The organism is Anaerosolibacter sp. (genome assembly GCF_029240175.1).
GTDB lineage: Bacteria > Bacillota > Clostridia > Peptostreptococcales > Thermotaleaceae > Anaerosolibacter.
The window spans coordinates 177,058-198,294 of the sequence record NZ_JARBTM010000001.1; the positions used below are offsets into that span (position 1 = coordinate 177,058).

The 21,237-nt window shown below is 39.4% G+C and carries 21 protein-coding genes and 1 riboswitch; of the genes, 7 read left to right on the forward strand and 14 right to left on the reverse strand.

Annotation, left to right across the window (positions count from 1 at the left end; all coding sequences use genetic code 11):
* Positions 1-20 precede the first annotated feature (20 nt).
* The 3 genes from K0R93_RS00840 to K0R93_RS00850 all read right to left on the reverse strand — a co-directional run bounded on the left by K0R93_RS00840 (position 21) and on the right by K0R93_RS00850 (position 2,637).
* The gene (locus K0R93_RS00840; protein WP_300296101.1) at positions 21-1,385 is read right to left on the reverse strand and encodes a tetratricopeptide repeat protein; all 1,365 of its coding nucleotides are present in this window, start codon (positions 1,383-1,385) and stop codon (positions 21-23) included.
* A 137-nt stretch (positions 1,386-1,522) separates the two neighbouring features.
* Entirely contained in the window at positions 1,523-2,134 is a 612-nt protein-coding gene (locus K0R93_RS00845; RefSeq protein ID WP_300296103.1) for a hypothetical protein, read from the reverse strand.
* Between the two features lie 137 nt (positions 2,135-2,271).
* On the reverse strand, positions 2,272-2,637 hold the full coding sequence (locus K0R93_RS00850) for a phage holin family protein (RefSeq protein ID WP_300296106.1): 366 nt from the start codon (positions 2,635-2,637) through the stop codon (positions 2,272-2,274).
* Between the two features lie 265 nt (positions 2,638-2,902).
* Between K0R93_RS00850 and K0R93_RS00855 the strand changes: the two genes are divergently transcribed.
* Both K0R93_RS00855 and K0R93_RS00860 read left to right on the forward strand, forming a co-directional pair.
* The gene (locus tag K0R93_RS00855; protein WP_300296108.1) at positions 2,903-4,636 is read left to right on the forward strand and encodes a 2-oxoacid:acceptor oxidoreductase subunit alpha; all 1,734 of its coding nucleotides are present in this window, start codon (positions 2,903-2,905) and stop codon (positions 4,634-4,636) included.
* Complete coding sequence (locus K0R93_RS00860) at positions 4,636-5,496, forward strand: 2-oxoacid:ferredoxin oxidoreductase subunit beta (protein WP_300296111.1); 861 nt, start codon at positions 4,636-4,638, stop codon at positions 5,494-5,496. Before K0R93_RS00855 ends, K0R93_RS00860 begins: the two co-directional genes overlap by 1 nt.
* A gap of 164 nt (positions 5,497-5,660) precedes the next feature.
* Here K0R93_RS00860 and panD read toward each other — a convergent pair whose 3' ends face one another.
* The 4 genes from panD to K0R93_RS00880 are packed head-to-tail and all read right to left on the reverse strand — an operon-like array spanning position 5,661 to position 8,617.
* Positions 5,661-6,044 carry an aspartate 1-decarboxylase gene (panD, locus tag K0R93_RS00865; RefSeq protein ID WP_300296114.1) on the reverse strand — a complete coding sequence of 128 codons (384 nt, stop codon included), beginning with the start codon at positions 6,042-6,044 and terminating at the stop codon, positions 5,661-5,663.
* A 4-nt stretch (positions 6,045-6,048) separates the two neighbouring features.
* The gene (gene panC, locus K0R93_RS00870) at positions 6,049-6,894 is read right to left on the reverse strand and encodes a pantoate--beta-alanine ligase (RefSeq protein ID WP_300296117.1); all 846 of its coding nucleotides are present in this window, start codon (positions 6,892-6,894) and stop codon (positions 6,049-6,051) included.
* A 17-nt stretch (positions 6,895-6,911) separates the two neighbouring features.
* Positions 6,912-7,748 carry a 3-methyl-2-oxobutanoate hydroxymethyltransferase gene (gene panB, locus K0R93_RS00875; protein WP_300296119.1) on the reverse strand — a complete coding sequence of 279 codons (837 nt, stop codon included), beginning with the start codon at positions 7,746-7,748 and terminating at the stop codon, positions 6,912-6,914.
* 2 nt (positions 7,749-7,750) lie between these two features.
* The gene (locus K0R93_RS00880; protein ID WP_300296122.1) at positions 7,751-8,617 is read right to left on the reverse strand and encodes a Rossmann-like and DUF2520 domain-containing protein; all 867 of its coding nucleotides are present in this window, start codon (positions 8,615-8,617) and stop codon (positions 7,751-7,753) included.
* 368 nt (positions 8,618-8,985) lie between these two features.
* Here K0R93_RS00880 and K0R93_RS00885 point away from each other — a divergent pair, with 368 nt between their 5' ends.
* Together K0R93_RS00885 and K0R93_RS00890 are read left to right on the forward strand one after the other, a co-directional pair.
* On the forward strand, positions 8,986-9,222 hold the full coding sequence (locus K0R93_RS00885; RefSeq protein WP_300296125.1) for an alpha/beta-type small acid-soluble spore protein: 237 nt from the start codon (positions 8,986-8,988) through the stop codon (positions 9,220-9,222).
* 132 nt (positions 9,223-9,354) lie between these two features.
* The gene (locus K0R93_RS00890; RefSeq protein WP_300296128.1) at positions 9,355-9,771 is read left to right on the forward strand and encodes a hypothetical protein; all 417 of its coding nucleotides are present in this window, start codon (positions 9,355-9,357) and stop codon (positions 9,769-9,771) included.
* Between the two features lie 71 nt (positions 9,772-9,842).
* On the opposite strand, the gene K0R93_RS00895 is transcribed toward K0R93_RS00890, so the two are convergent.
* The 3 genes from K0R93_RS00895 to splB form a co-directional block, all read right to left on the reverse strand.
* Positions 9,843-10,352 carry a hypothetical protein gene (locus tag K0R93_RS00895; RefSeq protein ID WP_300296131.1) on the reverse strand — a complete coding sequence of 170 codons (510 nt, stop codon included), beginning with the start codon at positions 10,350-10,352 and terminating at the stop codon, positions 9,843-9,845.
* 75 nt (positions 10,353-10,427) lie between these two features.
* Positions 10,428-10,853 carry a hypothetical protein gene (locus K0R93_RS00900; RefSeq protein ID WP_300296134.1) on the reverse strand — a complete coding sequence of 142 codons (426 nt, stop codon included), beginning with the start codon at positions 10,851-10,853 and terminating at the stop codon, positions 10,428-10,430.
* 141 nt (positions 10,854-10,994) lie between these two features.
* Positions 10,995-12,020 carry a spore photoproduct lyase gene (splB, locus tag K0R93_RS00905; RefSeq protein ID WP_300296137.1) on the reverse strand — a complete coding sequence of 342 codons (1,026 nt, stop codon included), beginning with the start codon at positions 12,018-12,020 and terminating at the stop codon, positions 10,995-10,997.
* Between the two features lie 322 nt (positions 12,021-12,342).
* On the opposite strand from splB, the gene K0R93_RS00910 reads away from it, so the two are divergent.
* From K0R93_RS00910 to K0R93_RS00920, 3 genes are all read left to right on the forward strand, one after another.
* On the forward strand, positions 12,343-14,157 hold the full coding sequence (locus K0R93_RS00910) for a heme NO-binding domain-containing protein (RefSeq protein WP_300296139.1): 1,815 nt from the start codon (positions 12,343-12,345) through the stop codon (positions 14,155-14,157).
* A 118-nt stretch (positions 14,158-14,275) separates the two neighbouring features.
* Positions 14,276-15,010 (forward strand): CAP domain-containing protein, encoded by a 735-nt coding sequence (locus K0R93_RS00915; RefSeq protein WP_300296142.1) that lies wholly within the window; start codon positions 14,276-14,278, stop codon positions 15,008-15,010.
* Between the two features lie 18 nt (positions 15,011-15,028).
* The gene (locus K0R93_RS00920; protein ID WP_300296144.1) at positions 15,029-15,370 is read left to right on the forward strand and encodes a hypothetical protein; all 342 of its coding nucleotides are present in this window, start codon (positions 15,029-15,031) and stop codon (positions 15,368-15,370) included.
* 14 nt (positions 15,371-15,384) lie between these two features.
* On the opposite strand, the gene K0R93_RS00925 is transcribed toward K0R93_RS00920, so the two are convergent.
* Genes K0R93_RS00925 through K0R93_RS00940 form a run of 4 tightly spaced genes read right to left on the reverse strand, consistent with a single transcriptional unit; the run spans position 15,385 to position 20,349 of the window.
* A complete protein-coding gene (locus tag K0R93_RS00925; protein ID WP_300296147.1) occupies positions 15,385-16,638 on the reverse strand; it encodes an efflux RND transporter periplasmic adaptor subunit in 1,254 nt (417 codons plus the stop codon).
* An 11-nt stretch (positions 16,639-16,649) separates the two neighbouring features.
* The gene (locus K0R93_RS00930; RefSeq protein ID WP_300296150.1) at positions 16,650-19,001 is read right to left on the reverse strand and encodes an ABC transporter permease; all 2,352 of its coding nucleotides are present in this window, start codon (positions 18,999-19,001) and stop codon (positions 16,650-16,652) included.
* Positions 19,001-19,711: an ABC transporter ATP-binding protein gene (locus tag K0R93_RS00935; RefSeq protein WP_300296153.1), complete on the reverse strand. Its 711-nt coding sequence runs from the start codon at positions 19,709-19,711 to the stop codon at positions 19,001-19,003. The genes K0R93_RS00930 and K0R93_RS00935 overlap by 1 nt, the downstream gene beginning before the upstream one ends.
* A 32-nt stretch (positions 19,712-19,743) precedes the next feature.
* Entirely contained in the window at positions 19,744-20,349 is a 606-nt protein-coding gene (locus tag K0R93_RS00940; protein WP_300296155.1) for a TetR/AcrR family transcriptional regulator, read from the reverse strand.
* 276 nt (positions 20,350-20,625) lie between these two features.
* A riboswitch (cobalamin riboswitch) is annotated at positions 20,626-20,805 on the reverse strand.
* Positions 20,806-21,237: the final 432 nt, after the last annotated feature.

A 21,237-nucleotide genomic window follows, 5' to 3' on the forward strand; every position in this document is an offset into this window, starting at 1 on the left:
CCCTATATTCTACCATTATTTTATCTCTTTCTTATATTCCAAAAAATTACAAATACGAATATGACGATTCCCATATTGAACACGATAAATCCTTTATAGGAAAAGGCCTCTTGCTTCTTGGATGGGGTCTTTGACTGTTCTTTTATAGATTCTTGGGACTCTGTAATCTTCAGTTCACTATCCGTGATACCATATTTCACTTTTATACCTTGGGGCAATCCCTGCTGTTCTTGATAGGCCCAAATTCTTAACACATTTCCGTATACATTTCCTTTGATCATTCGATTTAACATTTGTATATATTGATCGTGATTGCCGGTGGTCTTATAGAGCTGACTTAAAAGATATACATTCCTATCCTGTAATAACCCATTGAGTTTTAGGTAATAAATAGCCCCCTTGGTATCCCCTTGTTTCATATGGATAAGCCCCCGATAATAGTCAAGATAATTGGCTGCTTCTAAGGCATAGCTGGCTACTTCCTTATCCCCGTGTTCCTTATAGCTATTGACTTTTTTGATTGCCTCCAAAGCCTCTTCATCATCACCAGCCATGTAGGCTTTGTATGCTGTTAAGCCATGGTTCTTCACCATATTCTTTTCCTTGCTCGCTCCATCCTCTACCCCATCAAAAATCAAATGGTATTGTCTTTCCATAGGCTCTTGATAATACAATCCGATATTAAAGTCAGGCTCTACATCAAAAAACTCCCAAAGGATTTGGTTGTTTTCAGGATATACCTTTACCTTTACATTGGGATGATTTTCATAGCCTTGGTAATCTATAATGCTCCAATTCTGTGGATCCATCTTTTGATCAAAGTGAACGTTCACCTTTCCATATCCAATTTTATTTTTCCATGTAGCGCCCGTATCCAATATATATTTTATTGTTTTTCCTCCAATAGAGTCATAGGCATTTTTTATACGATACGTATTGATTACCCTTCTTTCCTGCCCTTTATCAAATGTCATCTCCCACACATGCCAATTGGCATAATACATACTTCCTTGATTGTTTCCTTCTTCCTTTAAGCCTTCCTTTATAACTGTCTTCACTTCTTGTCCATCCACATAGGTTTGAAAGTCATAAAGCTTTTCATCATCTTCAAAGGCAGCTCGATGCTCCAAGGGCGGTAATGTGCCATAGGCTGGAAATCCTACCGTAATCGTTTCCTTCTCCCCGGTATTTCTAAAAAGAAACTCGCACCGTACAAGGGAATAGTCTCCCTGTACTTCAATATCTATTTTCTCAGACAGCATTTCTACCTGGGTATCATATATGGGATAAACAGTATTCCCACTGCCGCCCAATACAGCATCATCTCCATAAACAGCTGATCCCATAGATAACAGCAGTAAACATACGATCATGATTCTTCTCATTTTCGATTCTCCCTCAATTTTTTCTGTTTCCTGACCTTAAACAATTCTACACACTCAAGTCTTCTTCCTCTTTTTCCGTAAGAGATGAAAACCATAATTCCTGTATGTATGAAAAAAGCCTGAGGTCTACTCAAGCTCTATTGTATGATCTGGGTAATAAAACGCCATTGATCATTTTCCTTCTTTAATTTTAGCTGATAGGATGCTGTGGTCTTCGTATAGGTCTCTGTGACGTTTACCAAAGTCATTCCATTCTTTTCATGAATAGCCTCGGAAAACTGTATCCCTTGCAGCACATTTTCTTGATCCTTTCTGTGCTTGATAACACTTCTTAACCAATAGGGTGAAAATGTTTCTGGCAGGTTTCTTTTATAAACCTCCCCAGATATTGAATACAGTAATTTCCCAGCCATTTCCTGAGATAACTCTCCTTTAGCTACTTGAAACATGATTTCCTTCCAAATATCTAAGGCTTGGTGCAATTCCCCCATCTGCTCGGTTTGAATTGTTTTCAGCGGCTGTACCGGTTCCCCAGGACTATCTATTTTTACTTCTTCATTCTCAGTATTCACTCGTTTCTCATTGCTTTGTTCAAACTCCTGTTCAAGGGTCTTAAATTGCTTCGCCTCTGCCTCTACGCTGGCTGCACTGTTCATCAAATAGTAGCTGGTTGCCATGCCCACAGTACCACCCATTAGTACCATGGTCAGGATTACGATCATCCCGGCAATTGCCTTGTCCCCCTTCATACCTTCACCCTTTCGTCTATATGTATTGCATATATGGATTTTTTATTTTCAACCTACACAAGACATATTTTACCACAATTCAGCAATTTGCGCATTCTTTTATATTAAAATAAAAAACGCTTAGATCTAAGCGTTTTTTAAAACACTCCCTTTCCAGGGATGATCATGTTGACGATACCAATGGCTAATGCTCCCAATATAGCACCCATAAAACCTACAGTTACACCAGCAACCAAATATCCTGTCAGATAAATGATAATTGCTGCAACAATAAATCCTGTGATGCCTCTGCCAAAAGGCGTCGCGTCAAATCCTGTAAATCTTTCAATCAGATAGTCCAACGCACCAATTATTACTGCGGCCAAAAGTAATGGTACAAATCCTGTAATTGAAAAATAAGGGGTAAAAAATGCCACAACTGCAAGTACAATCATGGAAACCAGAATTCGTACAAACATTTGGCCTATATTTAGCTGACCCTGCTCTCTTCTTTTTTCAACCATTGATTACACCTCCATATTTGTATATAAACATTATTCTCCCCTTGATACCTTTTTATGTATACATTTCAGTTCAACTACACTTCTACAACAATATCACCTTGAACCAAAGCTTGCCATGCTCATCGCAGATTTTTCCCAAGAAATAGGAAACCATATTTTCCAACCTATTCACATATAATACAAGTGAAATATTTTCTCTGATTAGAGTGATGTCTTTGTAGGTATATGTAAAGCATGTGAAAAAATCCACAGAGGAGTGATCATTTTGATAAAACAACTAACCCTCATGCTTGGCGGTATCCAAGGTGAGGGAATCGTTAGCGTTGGAGATACCCTGATCCGTGCTCTTTCTCAAGCAGGATATTATGCCTTTGGCTATAGAACCTTTTCTTCTAGAATAAAGGGTGGACATACAAATTATGTCATCGATATTTCAACCCACAAAACCTTAAGCTGTGATGATTCTTTGGACATCTTGATTGCCTTTGACCAAGATTCTATCGAAATAAATCTTCCTAAGCTTAAAAAAGGCGGTTTGCTCGTCTATGATGACATCGTCTCTGTGAAAGAACTGCTAGCATCCATTGCGCCCTCATCCTATATCATTCTTCCGATCCCTTTTACGAGCATTGCAAAGCAGTATGGGAATACCCTCATGAAAAATACTGGCGTAGTAGGGTTCTTAGGACAATTGTTTCATATGCCTATCGAATCCGTAAGCCGTGTGATTTCAAAGAATTTCAACGGTAAAGGAGAAGAAATTGTTGCAAACAATATGAAGGTCCTGACAGCATGTTATGAACTGCCTTTGGAAAACAATTCCCTCTCCCATCAGTACAGATTATCACCCGTACAAAACAATCAAAAAAAAGCATCCATGCTTGGGAATGAAGCGATAGCCTTTGGTGCTCTCATGGCAGGATGCCGATTTATGGCAGCATATCCCATCACTCCATCCTCTGAGGTTATGGAATACTTAACAAAAAAGTTTCCAGGTTTTAATGGTGTCATGATCCAAACAGAAGATGAAATCTCTGCCATTACCATGACAGTAGGTGCAGCCTACGGTGGCGTCAGAAGCATGACTGCCACATCTGGTCCTGGATTATCCTTAATGATGGAGGGTATTGGCCTTGCAGCCATGACTGAGATCCCTGTGGTCATCGCAGATATACAGCGGGGAGGTCCAAGCACTGGCTTGCCTACAAAGCACGAGCAAAGTGATATAGACTTTCTATATTATGGTGCCCATGGTGAAATACCTATCATCATCCTTTCTCCATATACTGTGGAAGGATGCTTTTATCAAACCATAGATGCCTTTAATTTGGCAGAACAGTATCAATGTCCTGTAATGATTTTGAGCGACCTCCACTTGGGCCTGTCTAGACAGACCATTGATCCATTAGATTCTTCAAAAATTCAGATAGATCGGGGAAAACTTCTGAATTCCAATGAGTTTACAGAATCAGATATGCCCTTTAAGCGCTTTGCTTTTACAGATGATGGGGTATCTTCTAGGATTATTCCAGGGCAGCCCTTCGGTATGCACCACATCACAGGTATAGAGCACATGGAAACCGGTAAACCCTTTGAAGGCAATGATAACAGAAAAAAGATGATGGACAAGAGATTGAAAAAACTCCAAGGATTAAAAGAGTTAGACCATATCGATCTTTATGGTCAGTTGGAAAGTGATTTGCTCATTCTTTCCGTTGGTTCCAATTTCGGTATGATTCAACGGGTAGTAGAAGGAGAACAACTTCCTGCGACTTATGGCATGTTTAAGATGATTAAGCCTATGCCCATTAAACAACTGGAAGAATTATGTGCAAAGTATAACAAGATATTGGTGATCGAAGGAAATGCCACTGGTCAATTGGCAGCTATCATCAAATCAGAAGTTGGCTTTCATAGGAAAATAGAAAGTCTCCTTAAGTATGATGGTACACCCTTTAAATATGAAGAAATCCATAACAAGATCAAGGAGCTGATATAATGGGAAATGCAAAGAATTATAGTAACCAAACGACACCGACCTGGTGCCCCGGCTGTGGTGATTTTTCCGTCCTTCGCTCCCTACAAGCTGCAGCAGCCCACCTTGATATTGAACCCCACAACCTAGCTGTTGTTTCTGGCATTGGCTGCTCTGGGCGAATCTCAGGCTACCTAAATGCCTATGGCTTTCACAGCATCCATGGAAGGGCCTTACCTGTAGCCCAAGGCATTAAGCTGGTAAATCCGGAACTTACCGTGGTGGCCTCAGGAGGCGATGGTGATGGCTTTGCCATCGGAACAGCCCATACCATCCATGCTTTCCGCAGGAATATTGATATGACATACATTGTTATGAACAATCAAATTTATGGTCTTACAAAGGGTCATACTTCTCCATTAAGCCAGACGGGCTTTGTTACGAAAAGTACGCCCCATGGTTCCATCGAAGCACCGATAAAACCAGGGCTCTTAGCCCTATCTGCTGGTGCAACCTTTGTGGCCCAAGGGTTTTCTGCCTACCAGGACCAACTGGTGGATATCATCACAAAAGCCATTCAGCATAAGGGTTTCTCCTTTGTTAATGTATTCAGCCCATGTGTAACCTTTAATAAAACCAATACCTATCAATGGTTTAGGGATCACCTGGTCAATCTGGATGATGAAGGGAACCATAACACTGCAGATTTTCAAAAAGCCATGAATAAATACATCGAAACAGATGGGCTCTTCACGGGCATTCTCTATCAAAATACAGATCCAGATTATTACAGCAAACTCCCCGGAGAGCGAGGAACCCCTGTGGTTCAGCAGGATCTAGACATACGTCATAAGTTTGATGAACTCATGGAGGAGTTTATGTAAGGAGATTAATGCGTAGCAAAGCTACGCAAGGTTGAGGCTAAGGTTAAGGTTGATAGGGACGTCAATTAGGGCCCTAAAAACCGACAATAAAAATGGGCGAACATTATTCGCCCATTGGTTTTTCTTAACCTTAACCTTAACCTCAACCTGTGCACTCCGTGCACTTATTTTATTTCTCCATGCTTTTCAATTTCTGCCAACTCTAGAATTCTATTGTCTTCATCCACAAATACGATACTTGGCTTTAATGTTTTTGCTTCTTCAGGGCTTACCCAGCAGTAGGCAATGATGATTACATTGTCTCCCGGCTGAACCAATCTGGCGGCTGCGCCGTTTAAGCAGATCACACCGCTGTTGGCCTCTCCCTCAATCACATAGGTCTCTAAGCGGGCACCATTGTAATTATTTACAATCTGAACCTTCTCACCAGGGAGAATATTGGCTGCATCAAGAAGGGTTTTATCTATGGTAATACTTCCCACATAATTTAGGTTTGCCTCTGTGACTGTAGCCCGGTGAATCTTTGATTTAAACATATTCAACAACATGGTTTTATACCTCCAAGCGTATATTATCGATTAGCCTTGTCTTTCCAATTCTCACTGCCAAAGCAATGAGAACATCTCCCTTGATTTCTTCAATCTCCTCCAAGGTCACAGCATCCACAATTTCTACATAATCTATCTTTGCCAAAGGCTCAGTCTGAATGTTTTCCTTGATCCACAGTCCTAGCTTTCCTGCATCATGCTCCCCATGATCAATCCTGCCCTGGGCTTCAAAAAGGGATTTTGAGAGTATGAGGGCAGCTTGTCTTTCTGATGGATTCAAATAGGTGTTTCTTGAACTCATGGCCAATCCATCTGCTTCTCTCACAATGGGGCAGGGTACGATCTCAATATCCATATTCAGATCCCTTACCATCTGCTGAATAACAGCAACCTGCTGGGCATCCTTTTGACCGAAATAGGCACGATCTGCCTTTACCATATGGAAAAGCTTGCTGACAATGGTTGTTACACCTCTGAAGTGTCCTGGTCGAGATGCGCCACACAGCTTACTGGTGATACCTTCTACATCCACATATGTTCTATATCCTAAAGGATACATTTCACCCACAGTAGGGTGAAAAATGATATTTGCCCCTGCCTGTTCTGCAATCTCACTATCCCGCTCCAAATCCCTAGGATAGGTTTCAAAATCCTCACCCACGCCAAACTGGGTAGGATTCACAAAAATACTTACCACCACAAACTCATTTTCTGCCTTTGCCCTTTGAATCAGAGAAGCATGCCCCTCATGAAGATATCCCATGGTAGGCACAAATCCTACCTTTTTTCCTTCTTGTCTAGCCCTTGCTACTTCTTCTCTTATCTGTTTAACCGTTTCAACAATCTTCATTGCCTAGCCTCCTGCCATTAATACAATTTTGACAACACGTCCTCATCCATGGCAAAGGTGTGCTCCTTGCTTGGAAACTCCATGTCCCTCATTTCTTCGATATACTGCTTACATGCTATTTTCATATCCTCCCCTAATTGAGCATACTGCTTCACAAATTTAGGCTTAAAATCAGAAAACATGCCCAGCATATCCTGGGTTACCAATACCTGTCCATCACAATACTTCCCTGCACCTATGCCTATGGTAGGGATGTCTAACTTCTCTGTAATCAATTTAGCCAAGGGCTCTGGCACACACTCCAACACAATAGCAAATACACCTGCTTCTTGAAGCAATAAAGCATCCTGAATCATTTTTTTTGCCTGTTCTTCACTTTTTCCCTGTACCTTAAAACCGCCGAAAAGATTTACGGACTGGGGTGTCAAGCCTAGGTGACCAATCACAGGAATTTGTGCTTTAACGATGGCCCTCACCTTGTCTATTACTTCTTCTCCTCCCTCCAGCTTCACTGCATGGGCATTTCCTTCTTGAATCATCCGTCCAGCATTACGTACGCTTTCCTCTACACTAACATGATAGGATAGAAAAGGCATGTCGGCAATCACTAAGGCTCTTTTCACACCCCTTGCCACTGCCCTACAATGATGAACAATATCCTCTACAGTTACCTGAAGGGTATTTTCATATCCCAGTACAACCATCCCCAATGAATCTCCTACCAACAGACTGTCTACCCCTGCCTCGTCCAAAAGCTTCGCTGTCGAATAGTCATAGGCAGTGAGCATTGAAATTTTCTCATTTTTCTTTTTAGCTTCTATAAACGACGAAGTTGTAAATTTTTTTCCTGACATCATTACACCTCTTTCAATATATTTTCTAAAGCTGAAATCTTTTTTATATCCTTTAATTTTTCACCAGAAGCAATATCCAAGGTCATCTGACCCATTCGCTTATAAAACATCACAGACTCCGGCAATTCCTTTTCAAGAATCTCAATATGTTTTTCTACAGTCAACTGATCCCCTCTCACAATGGGTCCTGTCAGCGCCTTGGTTGTCCCCATGGCGTCAATATTATGCAGCGTTCCAAGCATCAGAGGCAGCACAGCCTTAAATCCCTCTTCTCGATTAATACCAATGGCATCTAAATACGTCAAACCCTCATCTATCAATGACACCAAATAATTGGAAAATACACATGCCGCTGCATGATAGAGTCCCTTATGCTCTGTTGAAAGTTTAAAGATGGGGTTTCCAAGCTTTTCAAATAAGTCCTCAATGATTGAGATTTTTTCTATATCTCCCTCAAGACCAAAATAAGTATTCTCTAAATCCTTTACTGCTTTCTCGATCTCAGCAAAAGATTGAAGTGGATGAATAGAATAAATGTAACAGCCTTCTTTGTGAGCTTCTTCTAAATGTGTTGATGGTGCTGCTCCGCTCATGTGGGCAACAATCTGTCCTTTTCGAAAAAGTTTTCTTTTTGCCAAAGAATTGCATACTTCTTTGATTTCATCATCGGGCGTTGTAATCCATAAAAAATCTATTTCACGAAGCAGCTGTTCTTCTTCCTTATAGGCATGGCTATTTGTTTTTGCCGCTGCAATCTGCGCAGACATGAAATTTCTACTAAAATATCCCTGTATATGAAAGCCTTTTTTTCTTAAATACATGCCAAAGGCTATTCCGACCTTACCTGCACCAATAAACCCAAATTTCATTTACTCACTTCCTTATAGCAGAAATCACACTCCACTGCCAGCATCGCAAAACAGTGAAGTGTGATTTTAGTTTTCCCAAAAAGGCAACAAAAAAGCCTTTCTGAGCATCACACAAAAAGGCATTATCATCCAAATTTACCTTTCCTGTCTCGGTCCTATTGGCTCAGAGCAGAATCCATTAATTTTCATCATTGATCTCGTTGGTATAGTTCTTTCGATACTATCCGCCCTTATTTTAACACATTCAGATTTCCTTAACAAGAAAAAAAACATTTCATAGATTTTCCATGATTTTTTAAAATACTGTAGAATTTCTTTGCTCATACTAATAGTAGTCTTTCTAACTTAAAAGAAAAGAGGTGATATACATGACAAAACGACCAATGGTACCTGAAGCTAGAGCCGCGCTCAATGAATTCAAAGCAGAAATCGCAGGAGAACTCCATATGGATATGACCAACAAAACCTTTGGCGGTGAAATCACATCTCGACAAGCAGGCCAAATGGGTGGACAGCTTGGTGGTGAAATGACCAAGAGACTGGTTGAAAACGCATCAAATGGCATGGTTTATACAAACGATCAACTCCCTCAAGACCTAGATTAATATTTTTTTACGATAAAACGGACATATACGGTATGTCCGTTTTATCGTAAAAAAATATTTTTATAACAATATGAAACTTTTTCCTATTTTTTACGTCTATATATATAGGGGAACCAATCGGGGGGTAAAATCATGAAGAAGATACTGCTATTTTTTGTGCTAAGCGCCGTTTGTGTGTTTGGGCTCATAGGCTGCGATGAAGATGAATTGACCAGCAGCATGAAGGATTTTAAAATTATCTATGATGTGGATCAGCTCGACCCTGATGTGCAGGAATGGATTGAAGCTACCCAAGAAAGTACAGGTATTTATAAGAATCAATTTAGCTGTGGTAATTTCATCCTTATTAGTTTAGGAGATCATCATGATCACTTGATAAAAAATATTGAAGTTAAGAAAGATAATTATGGCTACATCTTTAATATCACTTTGAAAGAATCTAGCAGCGATCGACAGTTATTGGATCGTATGCTGATTTCTCCTATCGTCTTAGAAGCTGATGCTGATGATGGTAGCACCAGATATGATGTAAAAGTAATTTATCAATAAACATGCCTCCTTTACTACATATATATGATATAACAGAAGCATGTCAGCGTATCTAAGCTGACATGCTTTTGTTATATCAATTCGCTGATTTTCTTTGTTGTCTTTAGCTTCCATTTCCCCTTTTCCCATATAAATAATAAATCTTCCACCTCTTTCCCATGAAGGGTTTCCTCGTTATCCTTTTCCAAAGAGTACACCTTTAATGCACGAACCCATATGCCATCTGATGTGGGATAATAAATATCTACCTTATAATTCAAATGTTGGTATCTGTATTCATTCCATTCATACTGCAAGGAATCTTTTAGCAGATCATAGTCTCTCGTTTTATCGTCCCTATATACTGATGCAATATTCTTCATATATCCATTTAAATTCTTCTTCAGTATGTTGTCTTTCTGCTCTTCAAGTACGTTCCATATGTCTTTCTTAATCTTCATAAAATAAGCTTCATCTTGGTTGGCCTTAAGATACATATCAGCCAACTGATCCTGGTCAGGATAAAGGCTTTGAATATCCATGTTCATAGCAAGAGCGATTAAGAGAATAATGGTGGTTATTAATAAGTAGAATTTTTTCATAAAGTTTTCCTTTCTATTTAACAATAAAAGCTATAGAAGATCATTCTTCTATAGCTTTCCTCAAAAGGCAAATATTTAGTCTCCTACAACCGTAATCAATCGATTCCCTACATCTCTTAGCTTTAGCTCTCCAAGGGATTCAAAGGAAATGACCAAAATTGTCTTGATTACTCCTTCATCCTCATCATACTCAAAAGCATAATAATAGGCCAATAAATCTTCTGGCAATACTTCTTCAATCTCTACTGCATATTCATCGGCTTTGTTCATCAGCTCTGAAATAAAGGCTTCCTCATCTTCATCGATGTCCAATTCCAATTCTTCTTCCTCTAAATCCTTTTTTAATGCTTCTGCATCACATTGTAAAATAAAAGCCAATACATCCTCCCGCTTTGTTCGGGAAGAAATGTCCATGGTTACATCAAACTCTGTATTATCCTTAATCAGCTTAGATAATTCATCAAATGTATATTGCTTTTTTCCCTCTCGAATATCACTCATATAACATCCCTCATCTTTCGTATATTTTAAGAAACTGAAATTCTTCCATCTCCAGCGATTTAATAAATTGTACCATATTCTCAGATCCATAACAATTATAACCAAAATAATTTTGCTATATGCCTCTCCCCACTGCCTTTTCTATGTAAAATAATGAATGTGGCCATTTGGGAAGTGCTTCACAATCAGGTCCGAAATAAATGACTTCATTTCCCGGGCATCATCCTTTGGATAAACATACTTGGTACGCCCATATTTTCCAAACTTTAACACTCTCTTTTTTTCGTCCATGTCGAGCTTAGTATTTGGGTATCTTTCTAGGATAATCTGTTTCGCATTATTGGTATATCGATGTTGAATCAACTCAAAGGTGATATGGCTTTTCTTCTTGAAAGCAAGGTTCTGTCCCATGGTTTCTATAAGTTCTGTATACCCTTCTCTCCAGTTTTCATGCAGAATAATTGGCGCGATAATAAACCCTAGGGGATAACCTGCTTCTGCCACCTTCCCAGCTCCCTCCAATCGCTCTGAAAGAGAATGGGTATTGTGTTCAAATTGATGTATAACATAGGGAGAATTCACTGAAAAACGAAATCTCGTATTGCCATTATGCTTTGCATCAAGCAAAGAGTCTACATTTGAAAATTTAGTAACCACCCGGAGCTTGCCTTTCTTTAATTGCCCAAAATGCTCAATGGTTTCCTTCAAAGCCCCTGAAATGTGCTCTATGCCTAATGGGTCTCCAGTGCTGGCTGCCTCAAATACTGTAGTCTCTGGAAGTCTTTCTTCAATATATCGGTCAATGGTCTGAAAAGTCTCTTCAAGATTCACATACACCCTTACGTATGGCTTCTTTCCTTGGGTTGTATATAGATAGCAATACTCGCAGCTGCCAGGACAATTGGTCATCAAAGAAAACTGAAAGTGCGCTGAGGGTTTGCATACATCCAGTTTTAAACTCTTCTTCGTCCCTACCACCAAGGTTTTTTTTGCATTCGCGAATCTAGCCTTTTCTGTTTCCCCAGGGATGTCCCTTACTTGATTATGAGACGTTGTTTTCAAAATTGGAATCTGATGTTCCCTGCAAAACTTTAGAATTCGTTCCCCCATAGGATATTCCATAGCCGCTGGTTCAAAATAAACCCGGTCAGGTATCCATAGCTTCATCTTGATCACCTCTCTACATATCTTTCATATCTAGGCTTATCCGTTCTCGTCCTATTTATACAAAGAAAAAGACAGCTCGATAAGCTGCCTCTTCCTTTGATGAGTTGTGGGTGGGAATAAGGTGTATTTAAAAGTCATTTGACTTTTAAATCGAATGTACTTTTCTAATGTCATTATTTCCAACCCTATACATTTTATACATAGTTTTTTGAATTTTATGTAATATCTTTTTTATGTCGATTATTGTCTGATTAGATATATATTATAATGGGTATACACCAATCGTGCATAAACGACTCTCATTCCTTAAGGAGGACAACATATGAAGGGTACAGTGGTATCTACATGGATCAAAAGCTTGGAAAAACTCTACGGTAAACCAACCGTTGAAAAGGCTGGACGAAGCATTGGCTGGGAAGTAGACCGGGTTATTACGCCTTTAGAGGATATTCCTGATCATGAATCTAAAGCCCTTATAGATGCAGTAGCGAAAATTGTCAGCAAATCACCTGGTGAAGTTTGGAGAGAAATCGGCCGAAGCAATATTGAGACCTTTCGTACCTGGTTTCCCTCTTATTTTGAAAGATTTAGTTTAAAAGGCTTTCTTATGATGATGGATGATGTGCACGCTCAGCTGACCAAGATGATTAAGGGAGCAAAACCACCTAGGTTGATTGCTACGGAAATTGCAGAAAAAGAAATTGAAATTCTCTATGAATCAAAGCGGGGAATGTTCGATTACTTCCTAGGATTACTCGAGGGCAGCGCTCGATTCTTCCAAGAGAAGATTGAAACAGAAATTCTTGAAAAAGGTACATACCCTGATGGAAGGGCTTATTTAAGGATAAAAATCAAATTAGAGAAGGATACCCGTCATGTCACCAACTATCCTGTCAATCGTATACTCTCTTTTGGTTTTGTCAGGAGCATACCTTTTAAAATTGCTGCTGCTGTTACTTTGATCTCTACAGTCATTCCTTTCATCAAAATCGGCACCAATCCCATGGTAAACATCGTTTTGATCCTAGGATTTGTGTTTGCTGCAACCTTGGCCGTCAGTACCCTATTGCTCTCACCTATTCGTTCCATCAAAGGCGAATTGGATATGTTATCTGACTTAGATTTTGCAAACAGCTCACAAATCAAAACAGGAGATCATTTCGAAGATTACCTGAATCAAATCAATGATATGAAAACAAAGGTAAAGAAAGACTTCCTATTCCTTAAAGGCGGTACCGATGATATGTATAATTTCACCATGAAGTTTTCAGAGATCGCCCAGGAGATGAAAGGGGTATCCGATGGTATTTCCGATTTGGTACAGGAGGTTGCCGGCGGTGCCATGCATCAAGCAGAAGAAACAGAACGCTCTGTTTATATATTAAATGATAATATTGATAACTTGAATAAGCTGGCGGAACAAGAGGCTGGCAGCAAGAAACAGCTTGAAGAGGCTGTAGACGATATTCGCACCTCCTTCCAAGAAATCCAAGGTGTAGCAGCAATGCTCCTCCACATGAAGGATGATTTTGCAAAGGTAAATGCCCAAGGTGATGATTTATCCAAACGGGCTCAAGATATCATAGATATTGTCACAACCGTAGAACAAATATCGGATCAGACCAATTTGCTTGCTTTAAACGCTGCCATCGAAGCTGCCCGTGCTGGTGAAATGGGCAAAGGGTTCACCGTGGTAGCTGAGGAAATCAGAAAATTGGCTGAGAACTCTAAGGATGCTGTAAAAACCATCAATCAAAGCCTTCAAATTTTCACATCTGATGTTAAGGGAATGGTTGAGCAGGTAACAAATCAATTCCATCGTCTGGAAGATAGCAATAAAACCTTGGCTGCTGTCGCTTCCGATAATGAAAAGGCAACCAATGAAATCACCCTTGTGTCCAATCAAATTGTGCATCTGGTGGAGACTTTGTCCCTTGAAACCAAAAAGATTTCTGATGTCTTCCAAAACATCCACTCCCTGGCTGCCATTGCCCAACAAAACTCCGCTGCAACCCAGGAAATGAGCGCCAATGTGATCCAGTACTCCAATCGAATCAAGGACTTGACAGATTACATCCAGCAACTGGAAAGCTTAACCAGCAATTTAAAAATTGAACTCAAAAAATACAAAATATAAGTGCAGAAATTCTGCACTTTTTTCTTTTCCTCTCTTTCCATTATGTGTTATGGAACCATGATCTGCACAATTCATGTTTCATTGGAAGTCGGAAATAATACTATTGAGGTGATAAAACATGAAAAAATTATTTAGTATCTTGATTGTATGCGTTCTGATTTTCACTGCTTGTGCACCAGCACAGCAGAAACCAATGATTACACCAAAAGCCTCCTCCATCTTTCGAAAAGGAAATGTGGAAAAAATTCGGATTATTGCCAATCAGGCACCCTTGAGAACTGGACATTCAGCGGAATACCCAATTATCAGGCAGCTGCCAAAAGACAACACCTACAACGTTCTTCGAGATGCTGAGGATTGGTATGTGGTAGAAACCGATGATGGCCAAGTAGGCGCTGTGGAAGCCAAACAAGCAAAACCTCAAATTGATCCTCCATCCATGGAGGGACAACAGCAAAGTATTGCAAAGCTTACACCAAACGAAGAAGAAATGCTGCGTCTGTTAAATGGAGAAAGGGTGAAGAAGGGATTAAATCCATTAAAAGTAGATATGGAAATCACACGGGTAGCAAGGCTTAAATCTCAAGATATGATCGACAATAGTTATTTTAGCCATAATTCGCCTACCTACGGAAGCCCCTTTGATATGATGAAGCAATATGGGATCAAATACATTTATGCAGGGGAAAACCTTGCTGGAAATCCATCCATCGCCAATGCCCATACATCCCTTATGAATTCCCAGGGCCATCGGGAGAATATCCTAAATCCTAACTTTACCCACATTGGCATCGGCGTTAAGGAAGGGGGCCAATATGGCAAGATGTGCACCCAAATGTTTGTAGGCAGATAATGAGAAAGGAGTTATACCATGCAGCATGAAATCGATAGTCACAAGCATCATAACAATCTGCTAAAAACTGTAGAAGGAACCGCTTGGATTTTATGCGATGCCCTGAAAACCATGGCCCATCACAATATCATTCCTGATGAAGATGCTTCTACGAAACCCGCAACCAAACTGGCCCAGCACATAGCTGAAATATTCGAAGTCATCTCTGAGTGTGAGGAGCCCAATGTAATCGACTATACGGCCGATAAAATGCTACAGTTTGCAGGGAACGAACAGGATCAGCTGGTTCAATATATTGAGAAGTACATGGGAGATAATCCTTTGGCTGAACGAATCTTACAAAACAAACAGAACAATTAACAGAAAAAGCCCGATTACTGGGCTTTTTCTGTTAATTCTTTCTTTTTAATTTTCGCGCCTTCCGTCAATGTCTCATCGGGTGATAGGATTACCTGTTCACCTTCCTTCAGACCATCAACAACTTCTACTCTGTCTTCACTGTCAATGCCCTTTTCAATTTTTCGCAGAGATGCTGCTCCATTGTTGTTTATAAATACATGATCCGCTCCTTGATATTCAAAAACGGCGTTCTCTGGAATCCAAAGAACATTGGGCTTTGTCAAAGTGACGATGCGGATATCCATATCATAATCTGGCCTTAATTTCAGTTTTGTCTGGGGTAAATTGATTTCTACTTTCACTCGTTTTTGCTCAATTCCTAAATCTGAAACCTTGCTAAAGGCTTTTGGATGAATTTTTTTCACTGTTCCCTTTACTTCTTCAATATTTAAATCCTCATTCCAAATAACGACAGAACCGCCTTCCTTTACATCGCCGATTTCACTTACTAACACATCACTCTCAATATATACATCGGTACTGTTTCCAATCTCGAAGACTGGCATTCCAGTCTGTATATAAGTACCCGTCTGAATCTCCTTTGACATGATCATACCATCCTGAGGTGCCTTGATGATAAAGTTCATTTTCCTTTGATCTAACAGGTCTATTTGGGCTTGCACTTGGCTGATTCTTGCTTCAAACTCCTTTTTTTGCTGGGCAGAGATGCCCTTCTTCGCTATTTCTAAATCACTTTTAGCACTTTCCAAGGCTGCTTCTTCAAGTTCCAGTTTTGCTGAATCGCCCTTATACGACTCATAGCTTATCGCCCCTGCTTCATAAAGTTTTTTGCTGTTGTCGGCAGTCCGTTTTGCTTCTTCAAAATTGATTTCAGCAGTTTTTACTGCCAACTGAGCTTTTTTTATGGCTTCTCCGTCACTGGGTTTTAGGGCTTCTTGATATTGTGCTGCCGCAGCCTCTTTTTCCGCTTGTAGTCCTGCCAGCTGAATAGCCATTTCTTTTTCATCCAACTTAGCTAACACGTCTCCTGCCTTTACCAAATCCCCTACGTTTACAAAAAGCTCTACGACCTTTCCTGTTTCTAAAGCATAAATAGTGGTTTGTTGTTCCATTTTTACAGTGCCCACTTCTTCAATATACTTTTCAAGGGTCCCTGTTTCCACTTTGAAAGTTTCTACTTCTACCGCTTGATTCCTACCCACTGCAAAAAATACAATCCCTACGATGACTATAACCGCTAAGGCAATCCATTTGATTTTCTTCTTCATCTTCATTCCCCCTAAGAGACACGATTTTTTAAAGCTTCTATGAAATTAAGCCCATAAATTTTCTTCCATGTAGCCAGCTGTGCAATAAAGACAAAACCAATTGTAGCAATGGCGGCCGTAATAAATACGTCTGGCGTTAAGAAAACTGGGATAGAAAAAATATCTGTATTAAATGCCTGGGCAATGCCGTTACACATTCCATATCCAATAGGTATGCCTAGGATAATGGCCACCACGGTCATCAGCATATTTTCTTTCGTAATCATTTGATATATATTTTTCTTTTCAAACCCCAGCACCCGGAGAGAAGAAAACTCCATACTTCTCTCAGCAATACTAATAATGGTGGAATTGTACACAATAGCAAATCCTAAGATTCCCCCAAAGATCATCATCACACCCGTAGAATATTTGGCAGCATCTAGAAACTGTAAGAAGCTGTTTTTCATATCGTCCACCGACTGGACAACAGCAACATGCTTTATATCCTTCACTTTTTCCTGTACACGGTCTTTGGATCGGATATTGACACCAGTAATCATCCCCTTTTCTGTCAAGGTATTTTCCATTTCCACAATATTCATGTAAGCATTGACACCTATATATTGCTCCACGATTCCTTTCACTTCTACCTTGACATCATCTTTACCTGGAATGAAATTTTTAATGGTGATGAGATCACCTTCTTGAACATTCAATACTTTTGCCAATCCTGCCGTAAGGAATATCCCCTTTTCAGGCAACCTTATAGACCCTTGGTTTTTATTTGTAAAATCATAGAACTGGGTATCCCTTGGAACACCTACAATACTTACCACCTTTTTTCTCCATCCCGTTCTGAGCTCAAATGGATATTCTAGTTTTGGTTCAATATAACGAATATCAGCCAACTGCTTAACTTCAATCATTGCCTTGCGATTCATCGGTTTATTAAAGTCAATGCTGTAGTCCATCTTCTGGAACTCTCCATAGTGGAGCGTGAACATGTTGACCATGGCACCTCCCTGAAAAATTGGAACAACGGTTATGCCATAGGTCAATGCAATGCCCAGTACCAAAAACACAAATCTTTTCTTGCTCCTGGCTATGTTTCGAATGACCATTTTCCAGCTAAAACTCACATGCTTCCAAAACCATGGAATTCTCTCCAATAAGATCCTTCCTCCTGTTTTGGGTGCCTCTGGGCGCATGGAATCCGCTGGCATAATACCCAGCACGGGCCTTGCACCCATAAGGCCTGCAAATATACAAAAGATACAGGTCAGTAATATAGCATTCACCATATATCCATAATAGATTTGCGACCTTAACAACGGTAGATTATAATACATCACATAGACTTGTGCCAATAGACCTGAAAGCATGATCCCAACCCCATTGCCGATCATTGCCCCCGTTATTCCTATCACCAAGGAAAACTTCACATAGTGAGACAGTATTTCATAATTTCCATACCCTATTGCCTTCAGCACACCGATATAAATACGATCGTTTTTCACAATTCTCGTCAGCATGATATAAATAATAATTGCAGCCACCGACAGGAATAGCAAGGGTATAGTCTTGGACATATTATCCAATTGCTTAACTTCTTCTGTCAGCATCCGATTGCTTAATTGATCTTTTCCTTCGATGATTCTCTTTACACCATATCGGTCTAATCGTTCTTCAAGCTTCTTTACAACCTCATCCATCTTTTCTTGATCTTTTATCTGAATCAACAGTTCATTGTAACTATCTTGATAACCAAAAGTCATCTGAGCAAACTCTTCACTGACGAAAACCACACCAAATTTTTCAGGTGCTGGAAGCAGTGCTTGTTCATTTTCCATGAGATATACATATTCAGAACTAGCCACGATCCCTGATACATCTAGCTGAACTACTCTTCCATTTATATAGGCCGCAATTTTATCTCCTACGGTAATGTTTCTGGCCTTTGCAAACTGTTCCAGAACGACTACCTTTTTAGGCTGGCCCTCAAGGATCTTACCTTCAAGCATATACAAATCATTGATACGTTTTTCCTGATCTGGGAGAGATACGATTCTTACACGAACCTTTTCTTTGTCATCTTCTACCTTTAACGGAACATCAAAGCTGACGCGTCCCTGTACGACTTCAATGCCATCAATTTCTTTTACTTTATCCAGCGCACTTTCAGGTATTTTAACAACCTGGGCAAAGATATCTCCAAAGTTTGTCAACTCATAGTAATAATCCACTGTATTTTTTAAGTTCATGGCAGTCATGCTAAAAGAAACATACATACATAACCCGAGGGTAACTACCATGGCAATGGAAATAAACTGTCCCTTTGAATTCCGCAATAGTCTTAATAGACGTATATCCAGCTTCCTCATTACCACTCAATCCTTTCTGGTGGCATTGGATTGACATTTTCTTTCATCTCAACAATCTTTCCACTGCGCATTTTAATCACTCGATCAGCCATTTCTCCAATGGGCGTATTGTGGGTAATAATCACAACCGTCTTATTGAACTGCCGATTAATTTTATGCAGTAAAGATAAAATCATAATACCTGTTTGAAAATCCAAGGCCCCTGTAGGCTCATCACACAATAAGAGCACTGGATTTTTAGCAACTGCCCTGGCGATGGCAACTCGCTGCTGTTCACCCCCGCTCATCTGGGATGGAAAATGATCCTTTCGATCACCCAGCCCAACATCGTCCATAATCTCATCAATGTTCAAGGCATTCTTACAAATTTCTGTTGCCAGCTCCACATTTTCTTTCGCAGTTAGATTGGCCATCAGGTTATAAAACTGAAACACAAAGCCCACATGATCCCTTCTGTATACTGTCAATTGCTTATCATTATAATCGGTAATCTCTTCTTCATGAATAAATACCCTTCCTTCCGAAGGTGAATCCATTCCACCCAAGATATTTAGGAGCGTACTCTTTCCTGAACCACTAGGGCCTAAAATCACCACGAACTCTCCTTCATACAACTCAAAGCTTGCATCTTTCAACGCATGGACTTTGACCTCGCCCATCTGATACGTCTTGCTGACATTTTGGACACCCATGAGTATTTTCTTCTCCATATCTGTCCCCCCTTTGCAATGGCATAGATACTTTATGCTTTATCATTTTTCTTACCCAATAATCCATATTTGAAAAAATCATAAATATTTTCAATCAACCATCCGATTCCTTTTTCTTCATTTAAATAGAAAGAGTTTGAGAGCAATTTTGTCCAGTCCAGATGGACAGCCATATCCGATAGGAAATGAGACATAAATTCAATGTCAAAGGGCCTAATCTCTCCCTGATCAATCCCCTCCTGTAGAATCTTATTCCAGATTGAAAACATATGATTTTTTTTGTAGTCCTGCAGCTTTTCTACCACACGAGGGGTTTCCAGTATATCTCTATAGAGAACGACAGGAATCGTCCGCGCAGCATTTGTACCCAGAGAAAATATATATTCAATCTTTTCCGCAGGACTCACGATTTCATCTACTTTTTCCATGATGGGCTGCAATGCCCTTTCACTGATCTGAATTAACACCTCTATCAGTAAATCTTCCTTAGAAGGAAAATACTTGTAGATAGTCATTTTACTTATTCCAGCAGCAGCGGCAATTTCATCAATGGTCACCCGCTTATATCCCATGGTAAAGAATAACTCTTCTGCCTTTTCCATGAGGCGATTGTATTTCTTCATGCTTTGGGTAGACATGTAAATCCTTCCTTTCAATAGTGAACAATACATATACTTTGTACTTTTATACTTATTTAGTACAATCTTATTTTATATCTATTCTAGTTTATGCGCAATAGGGATTCTTTAGAGAAGTAATTTGGGAAAAAAAATGCCATCCTATTGGATGGCGAGTTAAGGAAAAAAATGTTTGAAAATAGACCAGTTACCTTCTATACAGGAAGAAATAAAAAATCCTATCAGAAGATAGGATGAGCGTTCAACGACAACACTTCCTAGCCTTCCCTCCGAAGGTAGTGATATCAGCAATAGGCAGGTCTCCTGGCTCATGAATCAATCTACTTCCCCTCACCTTCCCGATGAATCAGTGGCTTTTTTGGGGTTTCGTCATCACTTACAGTAGCGGGGGCTGCGACGGTTTTTCACCGTACTTCCCTATTCTTCCTAAACGGAACCTAATGCAAATCATATTCACTTATGTTAAATTATAGAGCTTTTTTTGAAAAAGTCAAGCTAACAGCCTCATTTTTATATGATTATTATTCTTCTTTACCTGATATCTATAAAAGAGTAACTTACTAACCAAACTATGCTATTAAAAAATTTTAGCAACTCAAAGAATGATTATTATCTCTTTAAATTTCAAAAATATTTTTGGATATAAATACCCTAATTTTTTCCATTGTTGGCTTTATTTTTAATAGTTTTTTTACTTTTTTGTCATAATTTTATCATTTTATTAACATATACATAAGATACATATATTACTTTTCCTGCTTTTCAACTTGAACAATTGTATATTTATTACTTTATTTGTATGTTTTATTATTCAAATGACAATACTTTGACAAAAAATCTACAATTATTCCCTAATTATAAACATTCAGAAAAGTAAAAATAATCATT

Excerpts from the sequence above, each read along its gene's own strand:
- K0R93_RS00840 (WP_300296101.1), bottom strand. The coding sequence starts at position 1,385 with ATGAGAAGAATCATGATCGTATGTTTACTGCTGTTATCTATGGGATCA.
- K0R93_RS00930 (WP_300296150.1), bottom strand. The coding sequence starts at position 19,001 with ATGAGGAAGCTGGATATACGTCTATTAAGACTATTGCGGAATTCAAAG.
- K0R93_RS00845 (WP_300296103.1), bottom strand. The coding sequence starts at position 2,134 with ATGAAGGGGGACAAGGCAATTGCCGGGATGATCGTAATCCTGACCATG.
- K0R93_RS00940 (WP_300296155.1), bottom strand. The coding sequence starts at position 20,349 with ATGTCTACCCAAAGCATGAAGAAATACAATCGCCTCATGGAAAAGGCA.
- K0R93_RS00915 (WP_300296142.1), top strand. The coding sequence starts at position 14,276 with ATGAAAAAATTATTTAGTATCTTGATTGTATGCGTTCTGATTTTCACT.
- K0R93_RS00910 (WP_300296139.1), top strand. The coding sequence starts at position 12,343 with ATGAAGGGTACAGTGGTATCTACATGGATCAAAAGCTTGGAAAAACTC.
- K0R93_RS00900 (WP_300296134.1), bottom strand. The coding sequence starts at position 10,853 with ATGAGTGATATTCGAGAGGGAAAAAAGCAATATACATTTGATGAATTA.
- K0R93_RS00890 (WP_300296128.1), top strand. The coding sequence starts at position 9,355 with ATGAAGAAGATACTGCTATTTTTTGTGCTAAGCGCCGTTTGTGTGTTT.
- K0R93_RS00935 (WP_300296153.1), bottom strand. The coding sequence starts at position 19,711 with ATGGAGAAGAAAATACTCATGGGTGTCCAAAATGTCAGCAAGACGTAT.
- K0R93_RS00895 (WP_300296131.1), bottom strand. The coding sequence starts at position 10,352 with ATGAAAAAATTCTACTTATTAATAACCACCATTATTCTCTTAATCGCT.
- K0R93_RS00885 (WP_300296125.1), top strand. The coding sequence starts at position 8,986 with ATGACAAAACGACCAATGGTACCTGAAGCTAGAGCCGCGCTCAATGAA.
- panC (WP_300296117.1), bottom strand. The coding sequence starts at position 6,894 with ATGAAGATTGTTGAAACGGTTAAACAGATAAGAGAAGAAGTAGCAAGG.
- K0R93_RS00860 (WP_300296111.1), top strand. The coding sequence starts at position 4,636 with ATGGGAAATGCAAAGAATTATAGTAACCAAACGACACCGACCTGGTGC.
- K0R93_RS00850 (WP_300296106.1), bottom strand. The coding sequence starts at position 2,637 with ATGGTTGAAAAAAGAAGAGAGCAGGGTCAGCTAAATATAGGCCAAATG.
- K0R93_RS00925 (WP_300296147.1), bottom strand. The coding sequence starts at position 16,638 with ATGAAGAAGAAAATCAAATGGATTGCCTTAGCGGTTATAGTCATCGTA.
- K0R93_RS00880 (WP_300296122.1), bottom strand. The coding sequence starts at position 8,617 with ATGAAATTTGGGTTTATTGGTGCAGGTAAGGTCGGAATAGCCTTTGGC.
- K0R93_RS00920 (WP_300296144.1), top strand. The coding sequence starts at position 15,029 with ATGCAGCATGAAATCGATAGTCACAAGCATCATAACAATCTGCTAAAA.
- panB (WP_300296119.1), bottom strand. The coding sequence starts at position 7,748 with ATGTCAGGAAAAAAATTTACAACTTCGTCGTTTATAGAAGCTAAAAAG.
- panD (WP_300296114.1), bottom strand. The coding sequence starts at position 6,044 with ATGTTGTTGAATATGTTTAAATCAAAGATTCACCGGGCTACAGTCACA.
- splB (WP_300296137.1), bottom strand. The coding sequence starts at position 12,020 with ATGAAGCTATGGATACCTGACCGGGTTTATTTTGAACCAGCGGCTATG.